21 protein-coding genes are annotated in these 24,810 nt (G+C 40.2%); 10 read left to right on the plus strand and 11 right to left on the minus strand.

Annotated features, from left to right (window positions below; all coding sequences use genetic code 11):
- Positions 1-4: 4 nt before the first annotated feature.
- Genes gpsA through O3746_RS09215 form a run of 3 tightly spaced genes read right to left on the minus strand, consistent with a single transcriptional unit; the run spans position 5 to position 2,031 of the window.
- Positions 5-1,012 carry an NAD(P)H-dependent glycerol-3-phosphate dehydrogenase gene (gene gpsA, locus O3746_RS09205; RefSeq protein ID WP_070775123.1) on the minus strand — a complete coding sequence of 336 codons (1,008 nt, stop codon included), beginning with the start codon at positions 1,010-1,012 and terminating at the stop codon, positions 5-7.
- A gap of 53 nt (positions 1,013-1,065) precedes the next feature.
- Positions 1,066-1,575, minus strand: a complete 510-nt coding sequence (gene secB / locus O3746_RS09210; protein ID WP_005695013.1) for a protein-export chaperone SecB — start codon at positions 1,573-1,575, stop codon at positions 1,066-1,068.
- Positions 1,576-1,584: 9 nt separating this feature from the next.
- Positions 1,585-2,031: a rhodanese-like domain-containing protein gene (locus tag O3746_RS09215; RefSeq protein ID WP_014064512.1), complete on the minus strand. Its 447-nt coding sequence runs from the start codon at positions 2,029-2,031 to the stop codon at positions 1,585-1,587.
- Between the two features lie 249 nt (positions 2,032-2,280).
- Here O3746_RS09215 and ansB point away from each other — a divergent pair, with 249 nt between their 5' ends.
- The 3 genes from ansB (at position 2,281) to O3746_RS09230 (ending at position 5,547) form a co-directional block, all read left to right on the plus strand.
- The gene (ansB, locus tag O3746_RS09220) at positions 2,281-3,330 is read left to right on the plus strand and encodes an L-asparaginase 2 (RefSeq protein WP_193451873.1); all 1,050 of its coding nucleotides are present in this window, start codon (positions 2,281-2,283) and stop codon (positions 3,328-3,330) included.
- 155 nt (positions 3,331-3,485) lie between these two features.
- Positions 3,486-4,787, plus strand: a complete 1,302-nt coding sequence (locus O3746_RS09225; protein ID WP_070775122.1) for an anaerobic C4-dicarboxylate transporter — start codon at positions 3,486-3,488, stop codon at positions 4,785-4,787.
- Between the two features lie 187 nt (positions 4,788-4,974).
- Positions 4,975-5,547: a hypothetical protein gene (locus O3746_RS09230; protein WP_371448785.1), complete on the plus strand. Its 573-nt coding sequence runs from the start codon at positions 4,975-4,977 to the stop codon at positions 5,545-5,547.
- Positions 5,548-5,594: 47 nt separating this feature from the next.
- On the opposite strand, the gene O3746_RS09235 is transcribed toward O3746_RS09230, so the two are convergent.
- Together O3746_RS09235 and O3746_RS09240 are read right to left on the minus strand one after the other, a co-directional pair.
- Positions 5,595-7,118: a YfcC family protein gene (locus tag O3746_RS09235; RefSeq protein WP_178162359.1), complete on the minus strand. Its 1,524-nt coding sequence runs from the start codon at positions 7,116-7,118 to the stop codon at positions 5,595-5,597.
- 171 nt (positions 7,119-7,289) lie between these two features.
- Positions 7,290-8,168 (minus strand): DUF535 family protein, encoded by an 879-nt coding sequence (locus O3746_RS09240; protein ID WP_178162356.1) that lies wholly within the window; start codon positions 8,166-8,168, stop codon positions 7,290-7,292.
- A gap of 234 nt (positions 8,169-8,402) precedes the next feature.
- Here O3746_RS09240 and lon point away from each other — a divergent pair, with 234 nt between their 5' ends.
- The 4 genes from lon (at position 8,403) to serA (ending at position 14,039) form a co-directional block, all read left to right on the plus strand.
- Positions 8,403-10,820 (plus strand): endopeptidase La, encoded by a 2,418-nt coding sequence (lon, locus tag O3746_RS09245; RefSeq protein ID WP_049369718.1) that lies wholly within the window; start codon positions 8,403-8,405, stop codon positions 10,818-10,820.
- A gap of 48 nt (positions 10,821-10,868) precedes the next feature.
- Positions 10,869-12,017 (plus strand): radical SAM family heme chaperone HemW, encoded by a 1,149-nt coding sequence (gene hemW, locus O3746_RS09250; RefSeq protein ID WP_371448789.1) that lies wholly within the window; start codon positions 10,869-10,871, stop codon positions 12,015-12,017.
- Between the two features lie 110 nt (positions 12,018-12,127).
- On the plus strand, positions 12,128-12,787 hold the full coding sequence (rpiA, locus tag O3746_RS09255) for a ribose-5-phosphate isomerase RpiA (protein WP_371448791.1): 660 nt from the start codon (positions 12,128-12,130) through the stop codon (positions 12,785-12,787).
- Between the two features lie 19 nt (positions 12,788-12,806).
- Positions 12,807-14,039, plus strand: coding sequence for a phosphoglycerate dehydrogenase (gene serA, locus O3746_RS09260; RefSeq protein WP_371448793.1), 1,233 nt, complete (start codon positions 12,807-12,809; stop codon positions 14,037-14,039).
- Positions 14,040-14,149: 110 nt separating this feature from the next.
- On the opposite strand, the gene hybE is transcribed toward serA, so the two are convergent.
- The 6 genes from hybE to hybO form a co-directional block, all read right to left on the minus strand.
- Positions 14,150-14,659, minus strand: a complete 510-nt coding sequence (hybE, locus tag O3746_RS09265; RefSeq protein ID WP_371448795.1) for a hydrogenase-2 assembly chaperone — start codon at positions 14,657-14,659, stop codon at positions 14,150-14,152.
- Positions 14,660-14,754: 95 nt separating this feature from the next.
- Positions 14,755-15,228 (minus strand): HyaD/HybD family hydrogenase maturation endopeptidase, encoded by a 474-nt coding sequence (locus O3746_RS09270; protein ID WP_371448797.1) that lies wholly within the window; start codon positions 15,226-15,228, stop codon positions 14,755-14,757.
- Positions 15,228-16,937 (minus strand): hydrogenase 2 large subunit, encoded by a 1,710-nt coding sequence (gene hybC / locus O3746_RS09275; RefSeq protein WP_070582108.1) that lies wholly within the window; start codon positions 16,935-16,937, stop codon positions 15,228-15,230. The genes O3746_RS09270 and hybC overlap by 1 nt, the downstream gene beginning before the upstream one ends.
- On the minus strand, positions 16,937-18,163 hold the full coding sequence (gene hybB, locus O3746_RS09280) for a Ni/Fe-hydrogenase cytochrome b subunit (RefSeq protein WP_302481753.1): 1,227 nt from the start codon (positions 18,161-18,163) through the stop codon (positions 16,937-16,939). The genes hybC and hybB overlap by 1 nt, the downstream gene beginning before the upstream one ends.
- Positions 18,156-19,196 (minus strand): hydrogenase 2 operon protein HybA, encoded by a 1,041-nt coding sequence (hybA, locus tag O3746_RS09285; protein ID WP_290915292.1) that lies wholly within the window; start codon positions 19,194-19,196, stop codon positions 18,156-18,158. Before hybA ends, hybB begins: the two co-directional genes overlap by 8 nt.
- Positions 19,197-19,198: 2 nt before the next feature.
- The gene (gene hybO / locus O3746_RS09290) at positions 19,199-20,347 is read right to left on the minus strand and encodes a hydrogenase 2 small subunit (protein WP_065243663.1); all 1,149 of its coding nucleotides are present in this window, start codon (positions 20,345-20,347) and stop codon (positions 19,199-19,201) included.
- Positions 20,348-20,751: 404 nt separating this feature from the next.
- Between hybO and O3746_RS09295 the strand changes: the two genes are divergently transcribed.
- The 3 genes from O3746_RS09295 (at position 20,752) to gyrB (ending at position 24,805) form a co-directional block, all read left to right on the plus strand.
- Complete coding sequence (locus O3746_RS09295; RefSeq protein ID WP_371448800.1) at positions 20,752-21,309, plus strand: LemA family protein; 558 nt, start codon at positions 20,752-20,754, stop codon at positions 21,307-21,309.
- Positions 21,310-21,320: 11 nt separating this feature from the next.
- A complete protein-coding gene (locus tag O3746_RS09300) occupies positions 21,321-22,208 on the plus strand; it encodes a DUF3137 domain-containing protein (RefSeq protein WP_197563144.1) in 888 nt (295 codons plus the stop codon).
- 170 nt (positions 22,209-22,378) lie between these two features.
- Entirely contained in the window at positions 22,379-24,805 is a 2,427-nt protein-coding gene (gene gyrB / locus O3746_RS09305; protein ID WP_070775113.1) for a DNA topoisomerase (ATP-hydrolyzing) subunit B, read from the plus strand.
- The last annotated feature ends 5 nt before the right edge of the window (positions 24,806-24,810 follow it).

A 24,810-nucleotide genomic window follows, 5' to 3' on the forward strand; every position in this document is an offset into this window, starting at 1 on the left:
CTCCTTATTCGCCTTTTCGTTCACGACCCAATAAGCTCAGTGCCACTTCTTGTGCACTTTTACCACAAAAGAGCATTTGGTAAATTTGTTCTGTAATCGGCATTTCCACGCCTTGTCGTTGTGCTAATAAATAAGTTTCTTTGGTGTTATAAAACCCTTCCACCACTTGACCAATTTCATTCATGGCTTGTTGGCTATCAGTGCCTTTACCAAGCATTAAACCAAATCGGCGGTTACGGGATTGGTTATCGGTACAAGTGAGCACTAAATCACCTAAACCAGACATGCCCATAAAGGTTTGCGTATTGGCGCCCATGGCTACGCCTAAGCGAGTAATTTCCGCAATCCCACGGGTAATCAATGCGGTTCTCGCATTGGCACCAAATCCCATACCATCCGAAATACCCGCACCAATCGCTATCACGTTTTTAATGGCACCACCTAATTGAACGCCAATCATATCTTGGTTTACATATACTCGGAAATGCTGACTGCAATGAATGCGAGCTTGAAATTCTAAGGCAAACTTTTCATTACGAGAGGCAAGGGTAATCGCCGTTGGCAAACCTTGAGCCAATTCTTTCGCAAAAGTAGGACCTGAAAGCACCGCCGTTGGGATTGCTTTACCTAAGGTTTCTTCTACCACTTCTTGCAATAATCGGCCGGTGTTACGTTCTAATCCTTTGGTTGCCCAAATTAAACGATGATCAGGTTTTAAGTGCGGTCGAATTTTTAATAGAATTTCACCAAAAGCATGGCTTGGCACCACAATTAAAATGTCTTTAGCTTGATCAAGCGCAGTTTTCAAATCTAATTCTAAATGCAAACTTTCTGGAAATTCAATATCAGGTAGAAAACGGCGATTTTGACGTTCTTGTTGCATTTGATTAATGTGATCGGGATTGTGCCCCCAAAGATAGGTTGGAGAGCCATTGCGAGAAAATGAGATAGCGAGTGCTGTTCCATAAGAACCGCAACCAAGAATGGTAATTGGAGATTGGGATGGGGTCATTTCAATCACCTTTAAAATAAAAGGGCAGACGGTATCGCCTGCCCTCATCACAATTAATGTTGGGTTTCCTGATTTTCTTCCGCTTCAGCTGCTGCTTGCTGCTTGTTCATGTAATCAATGAACAACGCATCGAAGTTTACCGGAGAAAGGTTTAATGCCGGGAATGTACCACGATTCACTAAGTTAGAAATCAATTCACGTGCATAAGGGAAAAGCATATTGGGGCATTGAGATGTTAAGCAGTGTGCCATTTGAACATCTTCTAAACCGCTGATTGTAAATACGCCAGCTTGTTTCACTTCACAAATAAATGCCACATCACCAGAATCTTCCATGGTGGTTTCTACGTTGATGTTTAAAGTGACTTCGTATAAATCTTCACCTACTTGAACCGCTTCAGTGCTTAAGTCGAAGCCGAGTTTTGGTTTCCATTCTTGGTGGAAAATATGAGGAAGATTTGGTGCTTCAAAAGAAACATCTTTTACATAAATACGTTGAATTTGAAGTACCGCTTCTTGTTGCTCTTCAGCTGCTACTTCAGGTTGTTGATTTTGTTCAGACATAGAGGATCCTTACTTATGTTTTTTTACTAATGGTAAATTTGCACCCGCCCAAGCCGCTAAACCGTCTTTTAACACATAAACTTTTTCAAAGCCTTGTTTGGTTAAAAGTTCTGCGGACGTAGCAGAAGAAACACCGTTAACATCCACAATGATAAGCGGTTTTTCTTTGTGATGTTCAATTTTGCCTACATTTTGATTTTTAATTTCAGTTGGAAGCAAGTTTACGCTACCAATGATATGGCCGCGTTGGAATTCATCAATAGGGCGTAAATCAATCACCACTGCTTCTTCGTCGTTCATTAAGCGAACCGCTTCAGGGTTGGTGATCACGCGATATTTTTGTGTCGCACTTTTAAAAAAGGTGAAAAGTGTCATAAAAAGGACAGCAAACCATGCGATCGTTAAAAAAGTGTGTTTTTGAGCAAATTCAATTGCTTGAGGCATAAATTCTTGCATGTTGTTCTCAACTTAATTTTGATAATGAATAAGAGATTATCTTCAGATGAAATAAGGCTTTAAGTATAACCGCACTTTAGTTATCTTTCAAAAAAATTATCAAGGAAACGCAATGTTGGCGAAAGCTTATACAATCGGATCGATAAAAATGTGATCGGGATCATAAATATACTATCTTTGTGTTTATTCTACGCCTAATTAAGTAGAGAATAGCCAAACTTAGATGATTAAACGTGAAAGGAGACGCGCATGAAATTAAAAAAATTAACGGCACTTATGATGCTCGGATTCGGTTTTTCGGTCGCACAAGCTGCGGAACTACCGAATATTACAATTTTAGCAACGGGCGGCACGATTGCCGGAAGCGGTGAAACCGCAGTTTCTTCTGCTTATAAAGCTGGGCAACTCAATGTTGACGCATTAATTGATGCAGTGCCTGAAATTAAGCAACTGGCAAATGTAAAAGGTGAGCAAATTGTGAAAATTGGTTCACAGGACATGAGCGATGATGTGTGGTTAAAATTAGCGAAAGCGATTAATGCACAATGTAAAGATACTGATGGTTTCGTGATTACTCATGGTACCGATACCATGGAAGAAACCGCTTATTTCTTAGATCTTACCGCGAAATGTGAAAAACCAATTGTATTAGTCGGTGCGATGCGCCCTGCAACAGAAAAAAGTGCGGATGGTCCGTTAAACCTTTATAACGCTGTCGTCGTGGCAACCGATAAAAAATCATCTGGTCGCGGTGTATTAGTGGCGATGAATGATGAAGTATTAGGTGCTCGTGATGTGACCAAAATGAGTACCACTGCGGTGCAAACGTTCCATTCTCCAAACTATGGTACCTTGGGTTATATCCATAACAGTAAAGTGGATTACGAACGCTCACCTGAAAGCAAACATACTGTAAACACACCATTTAACGTAGATAAATTAGACAGTTTACCGAAAGTAGGCATTGTTTATGCTTATTCTAATGCACCAATTGAGCCGTTAAATTCATTATTGGATGCGGGTTATCAAGGTATTGTTTCTGCAGGTGTGGGTAATGGTAACGTGAATGCAGCCCATTTAGAACGTTTAGAAAAAGCGGCGAAAGATGGTGTTGTGGTGGTACGTTCATCTCGTGTGCCAACCGGTTACACAACGCGTGATGCTGAAGTAGATGATTCTAAATATGGTTTTGTGGCTTCAGGTACATTGAATCCGCAAAAAGCACGTGTGTTATTGCAATTAGCCTTAACACAAACAAAAGATCCAAAAGTGATTCAACAATACTTTGAGGATTTCTAGGAAAGTCATTGAAAGTGCGGTCAGAATTTGAATCAAATTTCAACCGCACTTTCGGATAAAATAGACTAATTCAAGTAATAAATATAGATAATGCACTAGTTTGTTGTTAATATATGTTCCGGAATTATTTTTAAAATTAATATGGAGAAAATATTATGATTTGGGCTCAACTTTTAGTCGTCCTACTCTTTATTTACCTAGGGGCTAGATTAGGCGGTATTGGTATCGGTTTCATGGGTGGTATGGGTGTTGTGGCACTTTCACTGCTTGGCTTAAAACCGGGTGCCATTCCGTTTGATGTAATTTCAGTTATCATGTCTGTAATCATGGCAATTGCTGCAATGCAAGTTGCGGGTGGTATGGATTTCTTAGTAAAAGTAGCTGAAAAAATTCTACGTAAAAATCCAAAATACATTACCTTCCTTGCACCAACTGTAACTTACTTTATGACTGTACTTGCAGGTACTGGTCACACAGCATTCTCAACACTTCCAGTGATTGCTGAAGTAGCAAAAGAACAAGGTATCCGTCCTTCACGTCCACTTTCTATTGCGGTTATCGCTTCACAAATTGCGATTACAGCGTCTCCAATTTCTGCTGCGGTGGTATTCCTTTCTGCTGAATTAGAGAAAAACTTTGGTTTAAGTTACTTACAATTATTAGGTATTTGGATCCCAACTACTTACGCAGCATGTATGATTACTGCGGTGATTTGTAACTTCCTTGGTAAAGATTTGAAAGATGATGAAGTTTACCAAGATCGTCTAGCAAAAGGTTTAATTACTATGCGTGGTGAAATGCAAATTGAGATCAAACCTTATGCAAAACGTTCTGTTGCAATTTTCCTTATCGCGATTTTAGTGGTCATGCTTTATGCAACTGCAATCAGTAAAACAGTTGGTTTAATTCAAAACCCAATTCTTTCTCGTGATAACGCCATTATCTCTTTTATGCTTTCAACTGCAGCTATTATCACTATGGCATGTAAAGTGGATACCGCAAAAATTACCAATGCAGCAACCTTTAAATCAGGTATGTCAGCAGTAATTTGTGTGCTTGGCGTAGCATGGTTAGGTAATACTTTCGTTGAAGGTCATATCGATCAAATCAAAGCGGTATCAGCTGAGTTTTTACAACAATATCCTTGGAGTTTAGCGGTAATCTTGTTCTTTGCGAGTACCTTACTTTACTCACAAGCTGCAACTGCAAAAGCATTATATCCAACTGCAATTTTATTAGGTGTTTCTCCGGAAGCCGCGATTGCAGCATTTGCCGCAGTATCAGCATTATTTATCCTTCCTACTTACCCAACCTTAATTGCGGCAGTAGAAATGGATGACACTGGTTCAACTCGTATCGGTAAATATGTATTCAACCACCCATTCTTAGTGCCGGGTGTGATTGCAATCAGTTTATCTGTATTATTCGGTTTCTTAATGGCGGGTGCAGTTTTATAATCTCCCATTAAGCTAACATAAATGAAAACCATCTTGTCTGCGGATAAGATGGTTTTTTAATGGGGAACTTCTTCTCGCTGTGATACTCTAAAGGGCAACCTATTTTTATATATAAGGAAAACCAATGAAGTTATTTAAAATCCTTTTTGCTGCATTAATTGCTTATGTGCCAACAGCATAGTCTGCGGTGGATTATAATATTAAATACAGTTCCAATTATTTAATGCCGGCGTATGTGCATTTTAAAGCTGATGGTTCACAGTATTCAGTCAATGCGAAAATTAATATTCCGTTGTACAACATTGTGTTTACTTCTCGTGGTTCGCAAACTGCGAGCCAATTTAAAATGGTGAATTATCAAGATGTGCGTAATGGTAAGCCTTATGCTATTTCTAAAATTTCGCCAACAACAATTGAATACGGTAAAGTGAAAAATGGGTTAGAAACCGAACCGTTAACATTACCGACTTTTGACTTATTCACCATGGCATTTCAGTTGAGCTATTACGATAAATTGCCAACCAGTTTCCAAATTACAAACGGTAAAAAACTTTACCCAATGGAAAATGTGAATGTGAAGAAAGTGGAAAAACAGATCCAATATAACAAGCAAACTGTCACTGAAATCACTTATTCATTTAAAACAGGTAATAAGGATATTATGGTGAAGAAATTCTCAGGTGAACAATTTCCACGTTATATCAAATACACCAGAGATGGTGATGATTATGAGTTAGAGTTTGATGAGTTTGTCAAATAACATCAGATGATAAAAAGAAGCCACGCAAGATTGCGTGGCTTTTTATTTTAGTGTGCATACATAAATACTTGAACGAGAAGAAGTATCGATGAGATAACAAATTGACAGCCCACGATTGGCATGACAAATTTCAGCCATTTATTGAATGGAATACCAAGCATTTGTAGCGTGACAAGGACTAATCCTGTTGGCGCAAGGAATAACATAATATATTGTCCCCAGTTGTAAGCTGATACGACGATATCTCTTGGAATGCCAACAGTATCAGCCAGTGGTGCCATAATTGGCATAGCGAGTACGGCAAGGCCTGAAGACGAGGGTACAACTAACCCTAAGAAAATGAAGACCAAGAGCTGACCAATAATAAAGACGCCACCATTCATTCCACCGACAAGATGAGTCATATAATCGAGAATAGTGTCAGAAATCATTCCTTGCTCTAGAATGATATTAACTGCTCGAGCGAGTCCGATAATCAATGCGACGCCGACTAATTCAGAAGCACCATGAGTAAAGCCATTTACGACATCTTTTTCAGGCAATCCACTGATAAACATAATAATGATGGTAATGGCTAGGAAGGAAGCCGCCATTTGAGGGAACCACCAACCACCAAACATCACCCCCCATACCATGAGAGGAAAGGCGCCACTAAATAGAATCAGAATCAGTTTTCTTCTAAAGGTAAATTCAACGGTTGCATTCGGATCAATATCTTTCATATAGAGATCATAGAAGGCTTGGCGATCGTCATAGGTATAAGAAAATTCAGGATTGGTACGCAGTTTTTTACAGTACCAATACATATAGGCTATTACACAGGTTCCACCAAGAATAAGTCCCAGTGTGCGAAATCCCATCCCTTCAGTGAATGGAATCCCTGCAGCGTTTGAAGCAATAACAACAGAGAATGGATTGATTGTTGAGAAGGCTGTGCCCATTGATGCGGCAAGGAATATGGCACCAACACAGACAATAGAATCATAACCTAAGGCTAAAAAGACAGGAACAAGAATTGGGTAGAAGGCTACCGCTTCTTCTTCAATACCACAAGCCGTACCGCCTAACAGCATCAACACGCAGACAGCAAAGACAACAGAGAATTCATTTCCTTTTGTTTTTTTGGTGAGAGACATTAATCCGGCATTGAATGCTCCTGTTTTGTTTATCACCCCAATCATTCCACCGAGTATGAAGATAAAAATCATAATATCCGCGACTTCAATGGTGCCGTCCACCATGGCGTGAATCATATCAGTAATGCTTTTTTCGTGTTGTTCAATGCGTTGATAGGTATCGGGGATAGCAATCGGCTTTTTGATAATGCCGTTGGTGAAATTAGAAAGTTGAATTTTGATATTGAGTTGATTAAGGGTTTGTTCTGTTGCTGGATAGCTTTGATCGGGAATTCCGTGGGTTTTGACAATAAAATGATTTTCGGTGGTGTCGTAGGAAAGTTTAGAGTAGGACCCTGAGGGAATAAGCCAAGTAAGACCAATAGCAATAAGAAGAATAATAAAGAGAATGCTAAATGCGGAAGGGAATTTCATCTTTTTCTTTGATGCTTCCATTATGGAGAACTCCTTGTGTTCGGATTAATCAATAAGCCGAGCGCGTATTCTACACAAAATGAGCAAAAAAGCAAAGCGAGATTTTTGAAAGAATGCAATAATATCTGGGTGAGCAATCGTTTACCTAGGCCAGGCTTTATTTTGAGTAAGCCTGGCTTAAGTCTATTTTATTTAGGAAAATTGAGTAATTTTTTCACTCAAATCATCTAACATTTCATAACGTTTTCGGTACATGGAACGTTTTTTGCTAGCGATTTCTTCCAGCGGTTTGCGGGCGCTTTCAAGTGGTAATTGCCAATATTGACCTTTTAATTGCCCTTGATTTTCCTGCCAAAACTCATCGTAGTTGAATAGGATTTTACTGCGCGCAGATAAACGGTATTTACCTTGTGATGTGTGAGGGATACCGATTAATTCACATTGCCATTTTTCAGCTAACAAGCGGAAAACATTCATCAACATAAACATTGGACGAACACCGTGTAATTCTTTTGTGGCTTGTTTCACAGCTTCTTGAGCCTCTTCATAAGAAGGGCCTTGAATTGAGGCGATAAGTAATTTATTTGGTTTTAAGAAGGTGAAAGAAGCATCATAAATGCTACGCCCATCATTGTCTTTTAAGTTAATAGAAAAATAACCTTCAAAAGGGTCAATCTGGTTGATGTTGAAATAGATACCAAGCTGATCCGTTAATTGTGCTAATAAAAGGGATTTTTCTTGGAGTAGTTTTTTACAAAATTCTACGCCCATTTTTTCTTCAAGCATTAGCAGATTATTGGTAATGGCATTGAGTCGATCGGTTGCAGAAAAACGTTTGTCACAATAGGTCGCAAGCAATGCATTAAAACGATATGGATTTTGTTGAAAAAGCGGAATCCAGGTTTGATGAGTATTTAAGAAATCAACCAGAGCATCACATTGTTTTTTAAATAAAAATTTGCGTCCGTAATAACGGGCTTTATCCCTTAATTGTTTTTTTAATGGATGATTGCAAGAATCAGGCAGTAATTCTTGAAAGGTCGCGAAAGTAATAGTTTGTTTGGCTGTCATAATGGATAAAGTGCGGTTATTTTTTCAAACGTTTTTATTAGGTAAAATCATACTGATTTTTGACCGCATTTATTGTACCTGTATTCCATGGTTTTTCCAATTAACCATCAATAAAGGTGGTTCTTTACTTGCCTATTTTTCGATTTCTCCTTAATATGCCAAATCCTACCTTGAATTTATGCAACTCATCCCCATATTCAATGAAATTATAGAATTGATGTAAGAGAGATAACTATGAACGCCAAAAGAACTCAACAACGTACACTTCCTGTATTGCCATTACGGGATGTTGTCGTTTTCCCTTATATGGTGATGCCACTTTTTGTTGGGCGCGCAAAATCCATTAGTGCCCTTGATGAGGCCATGAATGAGGGCAAACAATTATTATTGGTGTCACAAAAGCAAGCGGATTTAGAAGAACCTACCGTTGATGATGTATTCGATGTCGGGACGATTGCGAATATTATTCAATTATTAAAATTGCCAGACGGCACGGTGAAAGTGTTGGTGGAAGGGCAGCAACGCGCGAAAATTAATCAATTAAATGATGGTGAAGACCATTTTTCTGCGGAAGTCACACCAATTGAAACCACATTTGGTGATGAAAAAGAATTAGATGTGGTGAAGGCTGCCGTTTTAAATGAATTTGAAAGCTATCTGCAACTTAATAAAAAAATCCCTGCTGATGTTTTAGGTGCACTTCAACGCATTGATGATGCCGATCGTTTAGCGGATACCATGGCTGCGCATATTCCAGTGACCGTTCGTCATAAACAAAGCGTATTAGAGCTTGCAGATGTGCAAGAGCGTTTAGAATACTTGCTCGGCATGATGGAATCTGAAGCGGATATTCTTCAAGTTGAAAAACGTATTCGTGGCCGTGTAAAAAAACAAATGGAGAAAAGCCAACGTAACTATTATCTTAGCGAACAAATTAAAGCAATTCGCAAAGAAATGGACGAAGGCGAAAGCGAAGATACCATTGATGAAGTTGAGCAACTTCGTCAAAAGGTTGAAGCGGCAGGTATGCCGGCAGATGTGCGCGAAAAAGTAGAGAGTGAGTTACAAAAACTCAAAATGATGTCAGCGATGTCTGCGGAAGCAACGGTGGTGCGTAGCTATGTTGAGTGGATGCTTCAAGTACCATGGCATAAACGTACTAAAGTGAAGAAAGATATCGCAAAAGCACAACAAGTCTTAGATGCGGATCACTACGGTTTAGAACGTGTGAAAGAACGCATTTTAGAATACCTTGCGGTACAAGCTCGCTTAAACAAAATCAAAGGCCCAATCCTTTGCTTAGTCGGGCCACCAGGGGTAGGTAAAACCTCACTAGGTCAATCTATTGCGAATGCAACAGGTCGTAAATATGTGCGTATGGCATTAGGTGGGGTACGCGATGAAGCAGAAATCCGTGGTCACCGTAAAACTTATATTGGTGCATTGCCGGGTAAATTGATTCAAAAAATGGCAAAAGTTGGCGTGAAAAACCCACTCTTCTTGCTTGATGAGATCGATAAAATGTCTTCGGATATGCGAGGTGATCCTGCGTCAGCCTTGTTAGAGGTGCTTGATCCAGAACAAAATACCACCTTCAACGATCATTATCTTGAAGTGGATTACGATTTGTCTGATGTGATGTTCGTGGCAACCTCAAACTCCATGAATATTCCAGGTCCATTGTTAGATCGTATGGAGGTGATTCGTCTTTCTGGTTATACCGAAGATGAAAAACTCAATATTGCGATGCGTCATTTGTTACAAAAACAAATTGAACGTAATGGATTGAAAAAAGGTGAATTAACCATCGAAGAAAACGCCATTTTAGATATTATCCGTTATTACACCCGTGAAGCCGGTGTGCGTGGGTTAGAGCGCGAAATCTCTAAAATCTGTCGTAAAGCGGTGAAGAATTTATTGGTCAATCCAAAAGTGAAATCCATTACCGTTAATTCAGATAACTTGCATGATTATCTTGGTGTGAAACGTTTTGAATTTGGCAAAGCGGATACGCAAAACCGTGTAGGCGAAGTAACAGGCCTTGCGTGGACAGAAGTGGGCGGTGACTTACTGACTATTGAAACTGCGTCAGTGGTGGGCAAAGGTAAATTAACCTTCACTGGTTCATTAGGCGATGTGATGAAAGAATCGATCCAAGCAGCGATGACCGTAGTCCGTGCACGTGCTGAAAAATTGGGTATCAATTCTGAATTCCATGAAAAACGTGATATTCACATTCACGTGCCAGATGGTGCCACACCAAAAGATGGTCCAAGTGCAGGTATCGCAATGTGTACTGCATTGGTTTCTTGCTTAACGGGTAACCCAGTGCGTGCTGATGTCGCGATGACGGGTGAAATCAGCCTACGCGGTAAAGTATTACCAATTGGCGGATTGAAAGAAAAATTACTTGCGGCACATCGTGGTGGTATTAAAACTGTATTGATTCCAAAAGATAACGTGAAAGATTTGGAAGAAATTCCAGATAACGTAAAAGAAAATCTTGCGATTCATGCGGTAGAAACCATTGATGAAGTGTTAGGCTTAGCGTTAGAAAATCCACCCGAAGGCATTGAGTTCGTAAAAGTGGAAACGAAAGCGAAAGCACCACGCCGTAAAGCTGCGACTAAAACAGCAAGAGCGGTCAATTAATGACTCATTTTTAGGGCTTGTGAAAACAAGCCCTTTTGACTTTTAATTATGCAAAAATTTCCCCCTCTTTCCCTTTATGTGCATATTCCATGGTGTGTGCAGAAATGCCCTTATTGTGATTTCAATTCGCATGCACAGAAAGGCGCAATTCCTGAACAAGAATATGTGCAACATCTGATCGCCGATCTTGAGGCAGACTTAGAGAAATATCAGGCTAGTATTCAAAATCGTCCACTCCATTCAATTTTTATTGGTGGGGGCACGCCAAGTTTATTTTCAGCGGAAAGTATCAAGTTGTTATTGGCAGAAATTCAACGTCGTATTCCTTTTTCAGAGAATATAGAAATTACCATGGAAGCCAATCCTGGCACCGTGGAAGCAGAGCGTTTTAAAGGTTATGTGGATGCTGGCGTAACACGTATTTCCATGGGCATTCAAAGTTTTAATGACGATAAATTACAACGTTTAGGGCGTATTCATAATGCGGCGGAAGCTAGAAGTGCGGTCAGTTTGGCGAAAGTTTCGGGCTTGAAAAGTTTCAATCTAGATTTAATGCACGGCTTGCCAAACCAAACATTTGAGGAAGCTCTAGATGATTTGCGACAAGCCATTGAGCTTGCTCCGCCGCACCTTTCTTGGTATCAACTCACCATTGAACCCAATACCATGTTTGCTTATCGTCCACCTAAGTTGCCGGATGATGATGAACTTTGGGATATTTTTGAGCAAGGCCACCAACTTTTAACCGAAGCCGGTTATCAACAATATGAAACATCTGCTTATGCAAAACCGGGTTTTCAATGTCAGCATAATTTGAATTATTGGCGATTCGGGGACTATTTGGCGATAGGTTGCGGTGCTCATGGAAAACTCACTTTCCCAGATGGAAAAATTTTACGTTTTTCTAAAATAAAGCATCCGAAAGGGTATTTACGTGGTGAATACCTTTATGAAGAAAAAAACGTGGAAAAAAATGACCGCGCTTTTGAGTTTTTCATGAATCGCTTTCGTTTATTGGAAGCCGTGCCAAAACAAGAGTTTGAAAATTACACGGGGCTTTCGCAAAGTGCGGTCAAAAATCAAATTGATTTTGCGATCCAGCAGAATTATATTGTGGAAACACCTGATTTTTGGCAAATCACCGAACATGGAAAATTGTTTTTAAACGAGCTATTAGCGATTTTCTTGGATGAATAAAATTTTTTTCATCATCACGAATAAATTTTTACACTTGTTTATTTAATAGGGTCGTATTAAAGTAAAGCAAACGTTTACGTTATTATTCAAAATTTAAAAGGGACAGAGAAATGGATCAACTAGAAATGAAAAAATTAGCTGCGCGCGCAGCGTTAAAATACGTTAAACCCGATACTATTGTTGGTGTAGGAAGTGGCTCAACAGTGAATTGTTTTATTGAAGCCTTAGGAGAATTAAAAGATCAAATTCAAGGCGCGGTAGCTGCATCTAAAGCCTCAGAAGAATTATTATGTAAACAGGGCATTGAAGTGTTTAGTGCTAACGATGTATCCAGTTTAGATATTTATGTGGATGGCGCAGATGAAATCAATCCACAAAAAATGATGATCAAAGGCGGCGGTGCGGCACTGACTCGCGAAAAAATTGTGGCTGCTTTAGCGAAAAAATTTATTTGTATTGTAGATACCAGTAAACAAGTGGATGTTTTAGGTACGACTTTCCCATTACCAGTAGAAGTCATTCCAATGGCTCGCTCACAAGTTGGTCGTAAATTAGTTTCTCTTGGTGGTGCGCCAGAATATCGTGAAGGCGTGGTGACTGATAATGGCAACGTGATTTTAGATGTACATAACTTCGCTATTTTAAATCCAGTGGAAATGGAAAAAGAATTGAATAATGTCGCGGGTGTAGTAACAAATGGTATTTTTGCCTTACGTGGGGCGGATATTGTGATTGTCGGTACACCAGACGGCGCAAAAATTATTGATTAATAAAAATAAGGAAGCAAACATGACAAACAAAGTCTCACTCGACAAATCAAAAATTAAATTTGTGTTATTAGAGGGCGTGCACCAAAGTGCATTAGATACCTTACATGCGGCGGGCTACACCAACATTGACTTTTACAAAAAAGCTTTAGATGGTGATGAGCTAAAAGAAGCCATTAAAGATGCGCATTTTATCGGCTTACGTTCGCGTACCCAATTAACTGCTGAAATGATTGAAGCTGCACCGAAGCTTATTGCTATTGGCTGTTTCTGTATCGGAACCAACCAAGTGGATCTTAATGCAGCCAAAATGCGTGGGATTCCAGTATTTAATGCACCGTTCTCTAATACCCGTTCTGTGGCTGAATTAGTGTTGGGTGAGATTTTGCTCTTAATGCGCAATATTCCTCAAGCGAATGCCGATGTGCATCGCGGTTTATGGAATAAATCGGCAGTGGGTTCTCATGAAGTGCGCGGCAAAAAACTCGGTATCGTGGGTTACGGCCATATCGGTTCGCAATTAAGTATTATTGCGGAATCTCTAGGGATGGAAGTATATTTCTACGATATTGAAAATAAATTACCATTAGGTAATGCAAAACAATTACACACACTTGAAGAGTTATTGGGTTCTTGTGATGTGATTTCGCTTCATGTACCAGATTTACCTTCAACCCGTAATTTAATGAGTGCTGAACGTATTGCACAGTTAAAACAAGATTCTATTTTAATCAATGCAGCACGTGGCACGGTGGTGGATATTGATGCTTTAGCAGCAGCGCTTGAACAAGGTAAAGTTCGTGGTGCGGCAGTTGACGTATTCCCTGTTGAACCAGCGTCAATCAATGAAGAGTTTGTTTCTCCACTACGTAAATTTGATAATGTGATTTTAACCCCGCATATCGGTGGTTCAACTGCAGAAGCCCAAGAAAACATTGGTTTTGAAGTCGCGGGTAAATTTGTGAAATATTCTGATAACGGTTCAACCCTTTCTTCCGTGAATTTCCCAGAAGTATCTTTACCAGAACACGTTGGTACAAAACGTTTACTTCATATTCACGAAAACCGTCCGGGTGTATTAAACAAATTGAACCAAATTTTCGTTGAAGCTAATCTCAATATTGCGGCGCAATTTTTACAAACCGATCCAAAAATTGGTTATGTCGTCGTTGATATCGAAACAGATGATGCGTCCCCGTTATTGGCTAAACTTCGTGAAATTGAAGGCACAATTAAAGCACGTATGTTGTATTAATTTGAAAAATTAAGTGAAAACTGACCGCACTTTGTGTGGGATAGGACACAAAATGGGCAAAGTAGGTTATCTTACTTTGCCCATTTTTATTAACTGTTTGCGGCCTACATTTATTTTATCATGGCTTTAAATAGATTGCGGCGATCAGAATTAAATGTCGGCTGTGCGGTTGGTATGGATAAAACCATACGCAAACAATCTTGTGTGAGTTGAATCGCTTGCTCGTTAGTCAGATTCGGGTCGAGTGGTGAATGTAAGGAGCAACTTAAATATTGCAGTACATTTTCAAGACTACTAACGGTGAAGGTTAGCGCTTTGTACGGCAGTTGAACGGTGAGTTTATCACCTAATTCACGCGGTTCCCATTGTTGTTGAGGACCTGGCAGAATCACCACACTCATCATCCACGGGGTTAATACTGTGCCGATCCATTGGTCTTCGAATAAAACAAATTTAGGGCAGAAACACTCGATGCCTTTATGAAAGAAAGGGAGATCTTGCATTTCTGGCACAATGTTTTGCATTTCGGTAAGGAAAATCTCCGTCGGATTTTCTTCAAAGCCAGTGACAGAGGTTAAAAGTGCGGTAGAATTTTCAGGTGTTTTTTCGTGTCGATACATGGTTTATTTTTCGCAGAAGACTTTATCAAATTAAAGCACGCATCAGAAAATGCGTGCTATGAGTGGTTGGCTATTAAATTCCTTGCGATTCTGTTCTAAATAGCAGGAGTTAAGCCGTATTCTTTAATGACTTGATTTAACGTTTCAAAAACCTTTGGCAATACGTTTTGTATTGTTTCCGTCAAGCCAATTCCAGATTCTAGCGATTCTGGTTGGATGCCGATGAGACAAAGGTGTTTTGGGAATTCGTCCGTTAATTTCATTGCAGAAAGTACATCACAAATACCGAGTTGGTGTGGTGAAATTTTGCGAGAGAAAAAGGTGGGCACCTGCTCGTCATGTAACACAATAATCTCGCCTGGCTGTTTGTTAGCAAGCACGGCATCGACAATAATCAAATGCTCGCGATTTGCCATCGCATCCAGTAATTCCATGCCACAAGTACCACCATCGATGACGTCAAAGTGCGGTTGAATTTCAGGGCGTTTTTCAAGCTCCTGCACAACGCGCACACCGACACCTTCATCGCTTAACAAAATATTGCCAACGCCAAGAATTAACGGCTTCATTACAACACCTTCACTTCAGTCACTTCGCCGTTTTCGGTATTAACTACGTGTACGGCACAGGACATACAAGGGTCGAAAGAGTGAATGGTTCTGACCACTTCTAATGGTTTAGTTGGATCTGCCACCGGTGTACCAATAATAGAAAGCTCATAAGGACCCATTTGGTCTTGTTCGTTACGCGGGCCAGCATTCCATGTAGATGGTACAACGGCTTGATAGTTTTCAATGCGGCCATCTTTGATGACAACCCAATGAGAAAGCATACCACGTGGTACTTCACCAAAGCCAACACCACGGAACTCACCGCTTGCAGGGATATCTGTTTTGATATACGCCGTCATATCACCTTTAGCGATATTATCAATGAGCATTTGCCATTGAGCGCTTAGAATGTCGTTGATCGCACAGCAATGCACGGTACGACCGATAATACGTCCAAGGGTAGAATGTAATTGATCGGTGGTTAACGTGTTACCAGTCAATTTTTCATAAATGCCTTTTAATTCATTGAAGTGGTTAACAGTTGGCGTGTCATTTGAAGCTAAACCACACATTAAATAGGCGAGAGGACCCACTTCGACAACTTTACCGTAGAAGGTTGGTGCTTTTACCCAAGAGTATTTACCATCATCTTGCCAGCCGGTATATTTCGGACGAGTTAAGCCCGCCCAAGGTTCTAATGGTTCATCATCTTCGTACCAAGCGTGTTTACCACTTTCTTTAATGCCTTTTACAACGAACTCATCTTTTTGTTGGTCTATTGCACGGAAAGTCGATAAATCGCCGTTTTCGATATAACCACCTTTCAACATGAATTTAGAGTTATCTGCATCAATTGGGTATTCTGGTACAGATAAGTAGTTGCCTGATGTTTTACCTAAGCTTAACCATTCAGGATAGTAAGCGGCAAATACTGCCGCATCTACTTTATACACTTGGTTAATGAAATCAGTTAAGCGGTCGATACAAGCTTTCACGAACATGAGACGTTCTTGGTTTAGTACTGCTTGAGAATCTAAGTTAATTGGGTTTGCTACGCCACCAATCGCCAAGTTTTGAATATGTGGTGTTTTACTACCAAGTAATGCCACCACGCGGTTAGCATCACGTTGACATTCAAGGGCTTGCAAATAGTGCGCGACTGCGATGAGGTTTACTTCTGGTGGAAGTTTCATTGCTGCATGACCGAAGTAACCGTTAGCGAAAATACCAAGTTGTCCGCTATCCACTAATGCTTGGATTTTTTTCTGTACGTTGCGGAATTCGTTAGCACTGTTTAATGACCATGTAGATACACCTTTTAGCATATCTGCCGCTTTTTCAGGATCTGCTTTTAGTGCAGCGGTGATATCCACCCAGTCCATCGCAGAGAGTTGATAGAAATGCACGATATGGTCATGAATACTGTGGGCAGCAAGAATCATGTTACGAATATACTGTGCATTGACTGGTACTTTAGCGCCGATAGCATCTTCTACAGCACGTACGCTGATAATCGCGTGTACAGTGGTACATACGCCACAAATACGTTGCATAATCATCCATGCATCACGTGGGTCGGCACCTTTTACGATATTTTCCATACCGCGCCACATGGTACCAGAAGACCATGCATTGGTGACGACACCGTTTTCAATTTCGCAATCAATACGTAAATGACCCTCAATACGGGTAATTGGGTCAATTGAGATACGTTTTTTTTCTGACATTATTCTGCTCCGCTAACTTTTTTGCTGAATGCCGCTTTTTCGGCAATAATTTTTTCTGAGTCTTCGGTATGTTTTTCTTTAAATACCGGTAATACAGGGAATAAACGAATGATTAAAATATAGGCACATACTTCAATAGATACGAAACCGATTGAAATAAGCAATTCTTCCGCAGATGGGAAATATTGATAGCCGTTGCCCGGATTATACATGATAAGCGAGTAGTTCATACGCCATAATGCTGCACCGAGTAACATGCTTAATGCCGAAATAAATAACCAACGGGAATCTGATTTTTTCTCCCCAAGGAAGAGGGTTAGTAATGGTAATACCATCAACCAGACTTCCATCCAGAACATCCATGCTTCAAATTTAGTTAATTTATCGAAACCTACAACCATTTTCAGTTTGTCGTGATAAATCAACTCACCAAAACGCACCGCTAAGAAACAGAAAATTAATCCTGCGGTAACACGTGCCAATTGAGTAAATAAATGACGTTCATCTGGTGTTTTTCCTGCAAGACCCGCTTTAACTAAAGAACCCTCAAAAATTACAATAGAGAAGCCCATAATGAAAGCTGTCAGCAAGGAGAGAATTGGTAGTGCTTCATAGCTTTGCCATACCGGATGGACTTTGTGACCAGCTACAATCATCAAGGAACCCATTGAAGATTGGTGCATCATTGGTAACAAGGCACCTAAGGCAATAATGAAAAACATGATTTTATTCAGTTTATTAAACCATTTTTTTAAGCCGAAGAAACCAAGCCATACAGGGGCGAATTCTAGGGTCACTACGATGATATACACCGTCATACAAAATGCTGTTTCAAATAGAACAGAGTTCGTGTTGAACTGCCCTGGAATGTAGAAATACGGTAAATGCCAATAACGTCCCATATCAATGGTGATAGATAAACCACCAAGGGAATAGCCGAATAAACTTGCAAGCAATGCTGGGCGAACAAGAGCGTGATATTTCCCTTTATTGAAAATATACACGGTCCAAGCGAGTGCCCAACCTCCACAGGCAAATCCTGTACCGACAAGTAAGTCAAAGGCAATCCATAAACCCCAAGGATAACCGCCATTAAGTGCGGTCACAGAACCAATACCGAAAACCAAACGTTTTAAAATTAATAAAACGCAAAGCACAGCAAGTGGTGCAAAAAAGAGAATTGCGGCAGAAACAAGGCGACCGCCTACCGGACGTGGATTACTCATGATGCTCATCCTCCGCTTCTTCGATTTCCTTGCGTGCCTGACGCATGGCTTCTTTTTGTGCTGCAATACGCTCAGCGATTTTATCGCCATGCATATTTTTGTAAGTCATAAAGGTTAAACCGGCAAGTGCGACTAATGGCAATGCTAAACCGCGATACAAGAAGTGTTGTAAATGCGCCGCACGAGAACCTGTCGCGACTTCATCTAAGTCTGGTAAACCAAGGTTAGTAAAAGGCACACCACTTAAGGCAAGTACCTGGGTACCACCACCTTCTTTTTCACCGTAGATATGATATTGATATGCCGGCACGGTAGCACGGTATTTATCTGTACTATTAACGTGTTGACGTGGGTAATCATATTCGGTACCACGTAATAAGCTTAAACGACGTTTAGCCTCAGCCAATAATTCTTCACGTGTACCAAAAATAATGGCACCAGTCGGACAAACATGACAGCAACCAGGTAATTCACCTTTGTCTAAGCGTTCAACGCCTTTTTGGTTACAGAGTTCACATTTGCTGATTTCACCGAATGGATTGTCGTAGTCATATTTTGGTACATCAAAAGGACAACCCACCATACAATAACGGCAACCGGTACAAATATCTGGATCGTATTTCACGATACCCGTTTTTGGATCTTTGGTGAGTGCTTGAACAGGACAAACGGCAACGCAGTTAGGGTCAACGCAATGCATACATTGTTTTTTCACATAAGCATAACCGTTTTCTGTTTTGTCTTTATTTGTGCCGTCGCCATCGCTCCATACTTGAATCACGTTACGAGTAAATGGCGTGAGTTTGTCGTTATTTGACCAAGTTTGATCACCTTTTGGATTCACGGGTGTGTGGTTCACGTTTTGACATTCAGCCACGCATGCTTGACAACCTACACAAAGGGTAGAGTCGTAAAGCATTCCTAGTGCGCCGGGAATAGGCTCAACCGCTTCCGATGCCTGCACATTTGACACAGGCAAAGTAGATGCGATTCCGCCAAGCATACCCGCTTTTAGAAATTTTCGTCTATCCATTGTTATTTACCTGTATGTTCTTCTTTCTCTGCAGCTTTAGCTTCAGAACGGGCTTTATGTTGAGCGCTTAATTCGCGTAAGGTCACAACACTCACACCGGCTAGGATTGCAGCTGCGCCACCTAATAAGCCAATGGCGGTCATGGTCGCACCTGAACCTTCTGTGTTATTAACATCAGGTTTTTCAACGCGTGGTGTAGGGTTTTCTACGCCCGCTAATTGGAAAATACCTTTGGTAAAGCCGACGCCTTTTTCGTTACAACCATAACAAGGGTGCCCGATACCAACCGGCCAGTTATTACCGCCGACATCGCAGAATTCTAAGGTAGAGCAGTTGCCGTAAGTTTCTGGCCCTTTACAACCAAGATGATATAAACACCAACCGTGGCGGTGACCATAATCACCGTATTCTTTAGCGAAGCGACCTGCATCGAAGTGCGGACGACGATAGCAGTTTTCGTGAATTAAGCGATCGTAAGCGAATAATGGACGATTTAATTTGTCCATTGCAGGTAGTTTCTTATAAGTCAGAATATAAGCGACAGTTGCAAGGAAGTTGTGTGGATTTGGTGGACAGCCAGGAATATTGATTACTGGCGTGCCTTTTGGTAAGACTTCAGATAAGCTGCTTGCGCCAGTTGGGTTACCACCGCTAGAAGGTACGCCCCCCCATGCCGCACAAGAACCGATCGCAATAATCGCGGCAGCCCCTTTAGCGGCCTCTTGGATGTGTTCTACAATCGGTTTGCCTGCTACCATACAATAGACGCCGCCGTCTTTTACCGGAATAGATCCATCTACGACTAAAACATATTTTCCATAATACTGTTTAATTGCATTGTGTTTATTATCTTCAGCTTGTTCCCCGAAGGCTGCAGAAAGGGTTTCGTGGTATTCTAAGGAAATCATTTCCAATACCAAGTTTTCTACTGTTGGGTGGGTCGCGCGTAGTAAGGATTCAGTACAACCCGTACATTCTTGCGCACCAATCCATAATACTGGTGGACGTTTAGGTTCGGTTAAAGCAGCGGTCATTTCTGCGCCTGCTTTTGAACTTAACCCCATAGTCGCCGCAAGTGCGGTACATAACTTCATAAAATCCCGACGGGAAACTTCTGCTAAAGCAGAAAATAATCCATCACTTCGTTGCATATAATCACTCCAATTGGCACGTTACTTGTATGGTTAATTTGACTATGATATGCCTTGATGCGGGAAATTTATTTGATCGTAATCAAAAATACCCTTATTTTCCTTACAAAATAAGTGGGTAAGTGATTGTTTTTACTTGGTTATTGAGAATGATTGTTATTTGTTGGAGAGGTATTCACTTGGAGTCCATTTTTTGTACACTAAATCATAATAATAAAGTAAGGATTTGGTCTCTGAAAAACTTCGTGAATATTGACCGCACTTCTGGGTGATATGAATGGGGGAAGTGGATAAAACTAAATTCTTGGTTTTATTGATTTTTATCAACAAAATATTGTCTAAGTGAATAGATTTTATTGTGCTTTTCCCTATACTGAGTAGGGAAAATTTTCTATGGAGAAATAATGATGAATATAGTTGTAGGTATTGTCCTTCTCGGTTTAGCTTTCACTATTTCAATGTATAACAAATTGATTAGAAAACGTAATCAGGTGAGTAGTGTTGAAGCCAGTGTGGATGTTCAGTTAAAGCGTCGTTATGATTTGTTGCCAAACCTTGTCGCCACCGCCAAGGAATATATGTCACATGAGAGTAGCCTGCTTGAGCGTATTGTGACGTTACGTGAAAGTGCTAAATCAGCCCATTCTACAAGTGAAAAATTCCAACTCAATAATGAGATTTCGGGTTTATTGCGTAATTTACAGGTTCGTCTAGAAAATTATCCGGATCTCAAAGCCAATCAAAATCTTTTGCAAATTCAGACCACACTTAGTGATTTGGAAGAGCAAATCTCTGCAGCAAGACGTACTTATAATTCAGCAGTTGAAGAGTATAACAATGCTGTGGAAATGTTCCCGTCAAATTTAATCGCAAACTTGTTTAATTTCCAGAAAGGAACATTTTTCGATATTCCTCAAAATGAAGCTGAAGTCCCTAATGTGGGTAATTTATTTAAACAATAAGTAGAAAAACCATGAATACACCAAAAGAGATTGAAGGGATTCGTTTTCTTGGATTGGAAAAGTTAGATGAGGAACGTTTAGCCATAAAATCGCTCATCAATAAATGGATTATTATGCTATGCGTTGGGTTATTTTTCCTCATTGGAACGATAGGGAATGGGTATCTATTAAGTACAGCATTGATCCTTGGTGTGCTCATTTATTCTTTTCGTCATTTATTTTTTAAATATAAGCGTTTTATCGCAGAATTTAAAACGCGCGTGATTAATACGATTGTCCAGGAATTTGGTTTCCACTTTAGCGCAGATAGAGGACTGAATATTAGTGATTTCCTCTCCGTTTATGATAGTGGTCCCGCAACGTTCCGTAGTGAGGATTTAATCTTTGGTGAGTTTAATCAAACTGAAGTTGAAATCTGTGATTTTTCAGCATTTAACATGTCGTTGAAAGAGAAATCCGTTAAGGCATTAGGTGCTCAGAATTTTCAAGGCATTTTATTTAAAGCCACTTTTCCTAAAGAACTGGCTCATTGGGTTTATGTTTGTGATAAGAAAGAAGCGGGTTTAAGAAAAGAAGGTGAAATTGCCTTGATGGATAATCCGTCTTTTAATCGCTATTTTGATGTGTTTACTGAAGATCAAATCTTAGCCAGATATGCCTTATCGCCTAAGTTAATGGAACGTTTTTGTGGACTGAAAGAGAAATTTAATTGCCCTGTTTCGATGGTGCTTCGTAACCGAGAAGTGATTATTGCGCTTAATTTAGGAAAGAATAGTTTTGAACCGTCCTTTGAAAAGTCATTGCTAGAAGACAATACGATTCGTGATTATATTTCGAGTATCAAAGGCTTTACAGATATGGTGAAAGAACTCGGGTTAAATAACCATATTTGGAAATAAACGTTAATGTAATAAAAGACGAGTTTAGATAAAAACTCGTCTTTTTGTTTTATATGCTATGTAATTTTATTTTTTTAACACCGAAAATTTTGACCGCACTTTTATTTCGCAAAATAGTCAGTTTTTTGCTATAATTCCGCACAATTTTCATTACAAAATAGAGAAAAACTATGTCAGAAACACCGGTTACAGAAAATGCTTATGGTGCATCAAGTATTAAAGTCTTAAAAGGGCTTGATGCGGTTCGGAAACGTCCGGGCATGTATATTGGGGATACCGATGATGGAACAGGCCTACACCATATGGTGTTTGAGGTAGTGGATAACGCGATCGATGAAGCACTTGCTGGCTATTGTTCCGATATTATCGTTACTATTCATGATGACAATTCTGTTTCCGTGCAAGATGACGGCCGTGGTATTCCAGTAGATATCCACCCAGAGGAAGGGGTTTCTGCGGCAGAAGTTATTATGACCGTGCTTCATGCGGGCGGTAAATTCGATGATAACTCTTATAAAGTATCAGGTGGCTTGCACGGAGTGGGTGTTTCGGTAGTAAATGCACTTTCTGATAAATTGCAATTAACTATTCGTCGCCAAGGTCATGTGTACGAGCAATTCTATCACTTGGGTGAGCCTCAAGGGCCTTTAACTATTATCGGTGAAACTCAAACGACGGGTACAACGGTGCGTTTCTGGCCAAGTCCAGAAATCTTTGCAATTACAACTTTCGATTACAAAATTTTAGCAAAACGCTTACGTGAGCTTTCATTCTTAAACTCTGGTGTATCAATTCGTTTAATCGATAAACGTGATGGCACAGAAGATCACTTCCATTACGAAGGTGGTATTCAAGCGTTCGTTGAATATTTAAATAAAAATAAAAATCCAATTCACCCAAAACCATTCTATTTTTCAGCTGAAAAAGACGGTATTGGTGTGGAAGTCGCATTGCAATGGAATGATGGCGTAAACGAAAACGTTTATTGCTTTACTAATAACATTCCACAACGTGATGGTGGTACTCACTTAGCCGGTTTCCGTGGCGCATTAACCCGTAGCTTAAATAACTATATGGAAAGCGAAGGGTTACTGAAAAAAGAGAAAGTGAGCACATCAGGTGACGACGCGCGTGAAGGTTTGGTAGCGATTATCTCAGTGAAAGTGCCCGATCCTAAATTCTCTTCACAAACAAAAGACAAATTAGTGTCTTCTGAAGTGAAAAGTGCGGTTGAATCTGCCATGAATGAGCGTATGCAGGAATATTTATTAGAAAATCCAGCGGATGCAAAAATCATTGTAAATCAAATTATTACAGCTGCACGTGCGCGTGAAGCGGCTCGTAAAGCCCGCGAAATGACCCGTCGTAAAGGTGCATTAGATATTGCGGGCCTTCCGGGTAAATTAGCGGACTGCCAAGAAAAAGATCCAGCACTTTCAGAACTTTACCTCGTGGAGGGGGATTCTGCGGGGGGGTCGGCAAAATCAGGTCGTGATCGTAAAACCCAAGCAATTCTGCCATTAAAAGGTAAAATTCTTAACGTTGAAAAAGCACGTTTTGACAAAATGCTTTCTTCTCAAGAAGTGGGCACATTAATTACAGCGCTAGGCTGTGGTATTGGCCGCGATGAATATAATCCAGATAAATTACGTTACCACCACATCATTATCATGACCGATGCGGACGTGGATGGTTCACACATTCGTACGTTATTGTTGACCTTCTTCTATCGTCAAATGCCGGAATTAATTGAGCGTGGTTACGTGTATATTGCTCAGCCGCCACTTTATAAAGTGAAAAAAGGTAAGCAAGAGCGTTACATCAAAGATAACGACGAAATGGTGCAATATGAATTAATGCTTGCACTTGATGGCGCAGCATTGCACATCAGTGCTAATGCGCCAGCAATGAATGATTTAGTGTTTGAGAAATTAGTGAGTGAATATAACAATGTTCAGAAATTAATTACTCGCTTAAGTCGTTATTATCCAGAGCCATTATTGCAAGGTTTGGTTTACCAACCACAATTAATCGTTGAGTTAATGCGTAGTGAAAGTGCGGTCGAAAATTGGGCGAATGCTTTTGTTGCCTACTTAACTGAAAAAGAAACAGAAGCACATTTATATTCAGCAAGAACGCAATTTAACAGCGAACGCCAAGTATATGAAGCCGTCATTACCGTTCGTAAACACGGTATTGATACCGATTACTTCATCAACTTTGATTTTGTAACGGGCAATGAGTTTGCGAAGATTACCGCCTTCGGTCAGCAAGTGAATGGCTTACTAGAAGAGGGCGCTTATGTTACTCGTGGTGAAAAAACGCAACCTGTTCAGTCATTTGAACAAGCTGTTGAATGGTTGATGAAAGAATCTCGCCGTGGTTTAGAAATCCAGCGTTACAAAGGGTTAGGTGAAATGAACGCTGAGCAACTTTGGGAAACCACTATGGATCCAAATGCTCGCCGTATGTTAAAAGTATCAATAAAAGATGCTGTCGCTGCAGATCAACTCTTCACCACATTGATGGGTGATGAAGTTGAGCCTCGTCGTGAATTCATTGAAATGAATGCGTTGAGAGCAAATCTAGACGTTTAGTCTAA

The sequence above is a fragment of the Haemophilus sp. 27098_8_127 genome (genome assembly GCF_041433495.1).
GTDB lineage: Bacteria > Pseudomonadota > Gammaproteobacteria > Enterobacterales > Pasteurellaceae > Haemophilus_D.

What these genes read in the sequence shown, in the direction of transcription:
- hybC (WP_070582108.1), bottom strand. Translation starts at nt 16,937, where the DNA reads ATGTCAGAAAAAAAACGTATCTCAATTGACCCAATTACCCGTATTGAG.
- rpiA (WP_371448791.1), top strand. Translation starts at nt 12,128, where the DNA reads ATGGATCAACTAGAAATGAAAAAATTAGCTGCGCGCGCAGCGTTAAAA.
- O3746_RS09215 (WP_014064512.1), bottom strand. Translation starts at nt 2,031, where the DNA reads ATGCAAGAATTTATGCCTCAAGCAATTGAATTTGCTCAAAAACACACT.
- O3746_RS09295 (WP_371448800.1), top strand. Translation starts at nt 20,752, where the DNA reads ATGATGAATATAGTTGTAGGTATTGTCCTTCTCGGTTTAGCTTTCACT.
- serA (WP_371448793.1), top strand. Translation starts at nt 12,807, where the DNA reads ATGACAAACAAAGTCTCACTCGACAAATCAAAAATTAAATTTGTGTTA.
- ansB (WP_193451873.1), top strand. Translation starts at nt 2,281, where the DNA reads ATGAAATTAAAAAAATTAACGGCACTTATGATGCTCGGATTCGGTTTT.
- gyrB (WP_070775113.1), top strand. Translation starts at nt 22,379, where the DNA reads ATGTCAGAAACACCGGTTACAGAAAATGCTTATGGTGCATCAAGTATT.
- O3746_RS09240 (WP_178162356.1), bottom strand. Translation starts at nt 8,168, where the DNA reads ATGACAGCCAAACAAACTATTACTTTCGCGACCTTTCAAGAATTACTG.
- hybA (WP_290915292.1), bottom strand. Translation starts at nt 19,196, where the DNA reads ATGGATAGACGAAAATTTCTAAAAGCGGGTATGCTTGGCGGAATCGCA.
- O3746_RS09225 (WP_070775122.1), top strand. Translation starts at nt 3,486, where the DNA reads ATGATTTGGGCTCAACTTTTAGTCGTCCTACTCTTTATTTACCTAGGG.
- hybB (WP_302481753.1), bottom strand. Translation starts at nt 18,163, where the DNA reads ATGAGTAATCCACGTCCGGTAGGCGGTCGCCTTGTTTCTGCCGCAATT.
- secB (WP_005695013.1), bottom strand. Translation starts at nt 1,575, where the DNA reads ATGTCTGAACAAAATCAACAACCTGAAGTAGCAGCTGAAGAGCAACAA.
- hybE (WP_371448795.1), bottom strand. Translation starts at nt 14,659, where the DNA reads ATGTATCGACACGAAAAAACACCTGAAAATTCTACCGCACTTTTAACC.
- O3746_RS09235 (WP_178162359.1), bottom strand. Translation starts at nt 7,118, where the DNA reads ATGGAAGCATCAAAGAAAAAGATGAAATTCCCTTCCGCATTTAGCATT.
- hybO (WP_065243663.1), bottom strand. Translation starts at nt 20,347, where the DNA reads ATGCAACGAAGTGATGGATTATTTTCTGCTTTAGCAGAAGTTTCCCGT.
- gpsA (WP_070775123.1), bottom strand. Translation starts at nt 1,012, where the DNA reads ATGACCCCATCCCAATCTCCAATTACCATTCTTGGTTGCGGTTCTTAT.
- lon (WP_049369718.1), top strand. Translation starts at nt 8,403, where the DNA reads ATGAACGCCAAAAGAACTCAACAACGTACACTTCCTGTATTGCCATTA.
- O3746_RS09300 (WP_197563144.1), top strand. Translation starts at nt 21,321, where the DNA reads ATGAATACACCAAAAGAGATTGAAGGGATTCGTTTTCTTGGATTGGAA.
- O3746_RS09270 (WP_371448797.1), bottom strand. Translation starts at nt 15,228, where the DNA reads ATGAAGCCGTTAATTCTTGGCGTTGGCAATATTTTGTTAAGCGATGAA.
- hemW (WP_371448789.1), top strand. Translation starts at nt 10,869, where the DNA reads ATGCAAAAATTTCCCCCTCTTTCCCTTTATGTGCATATTCCATGGTGT.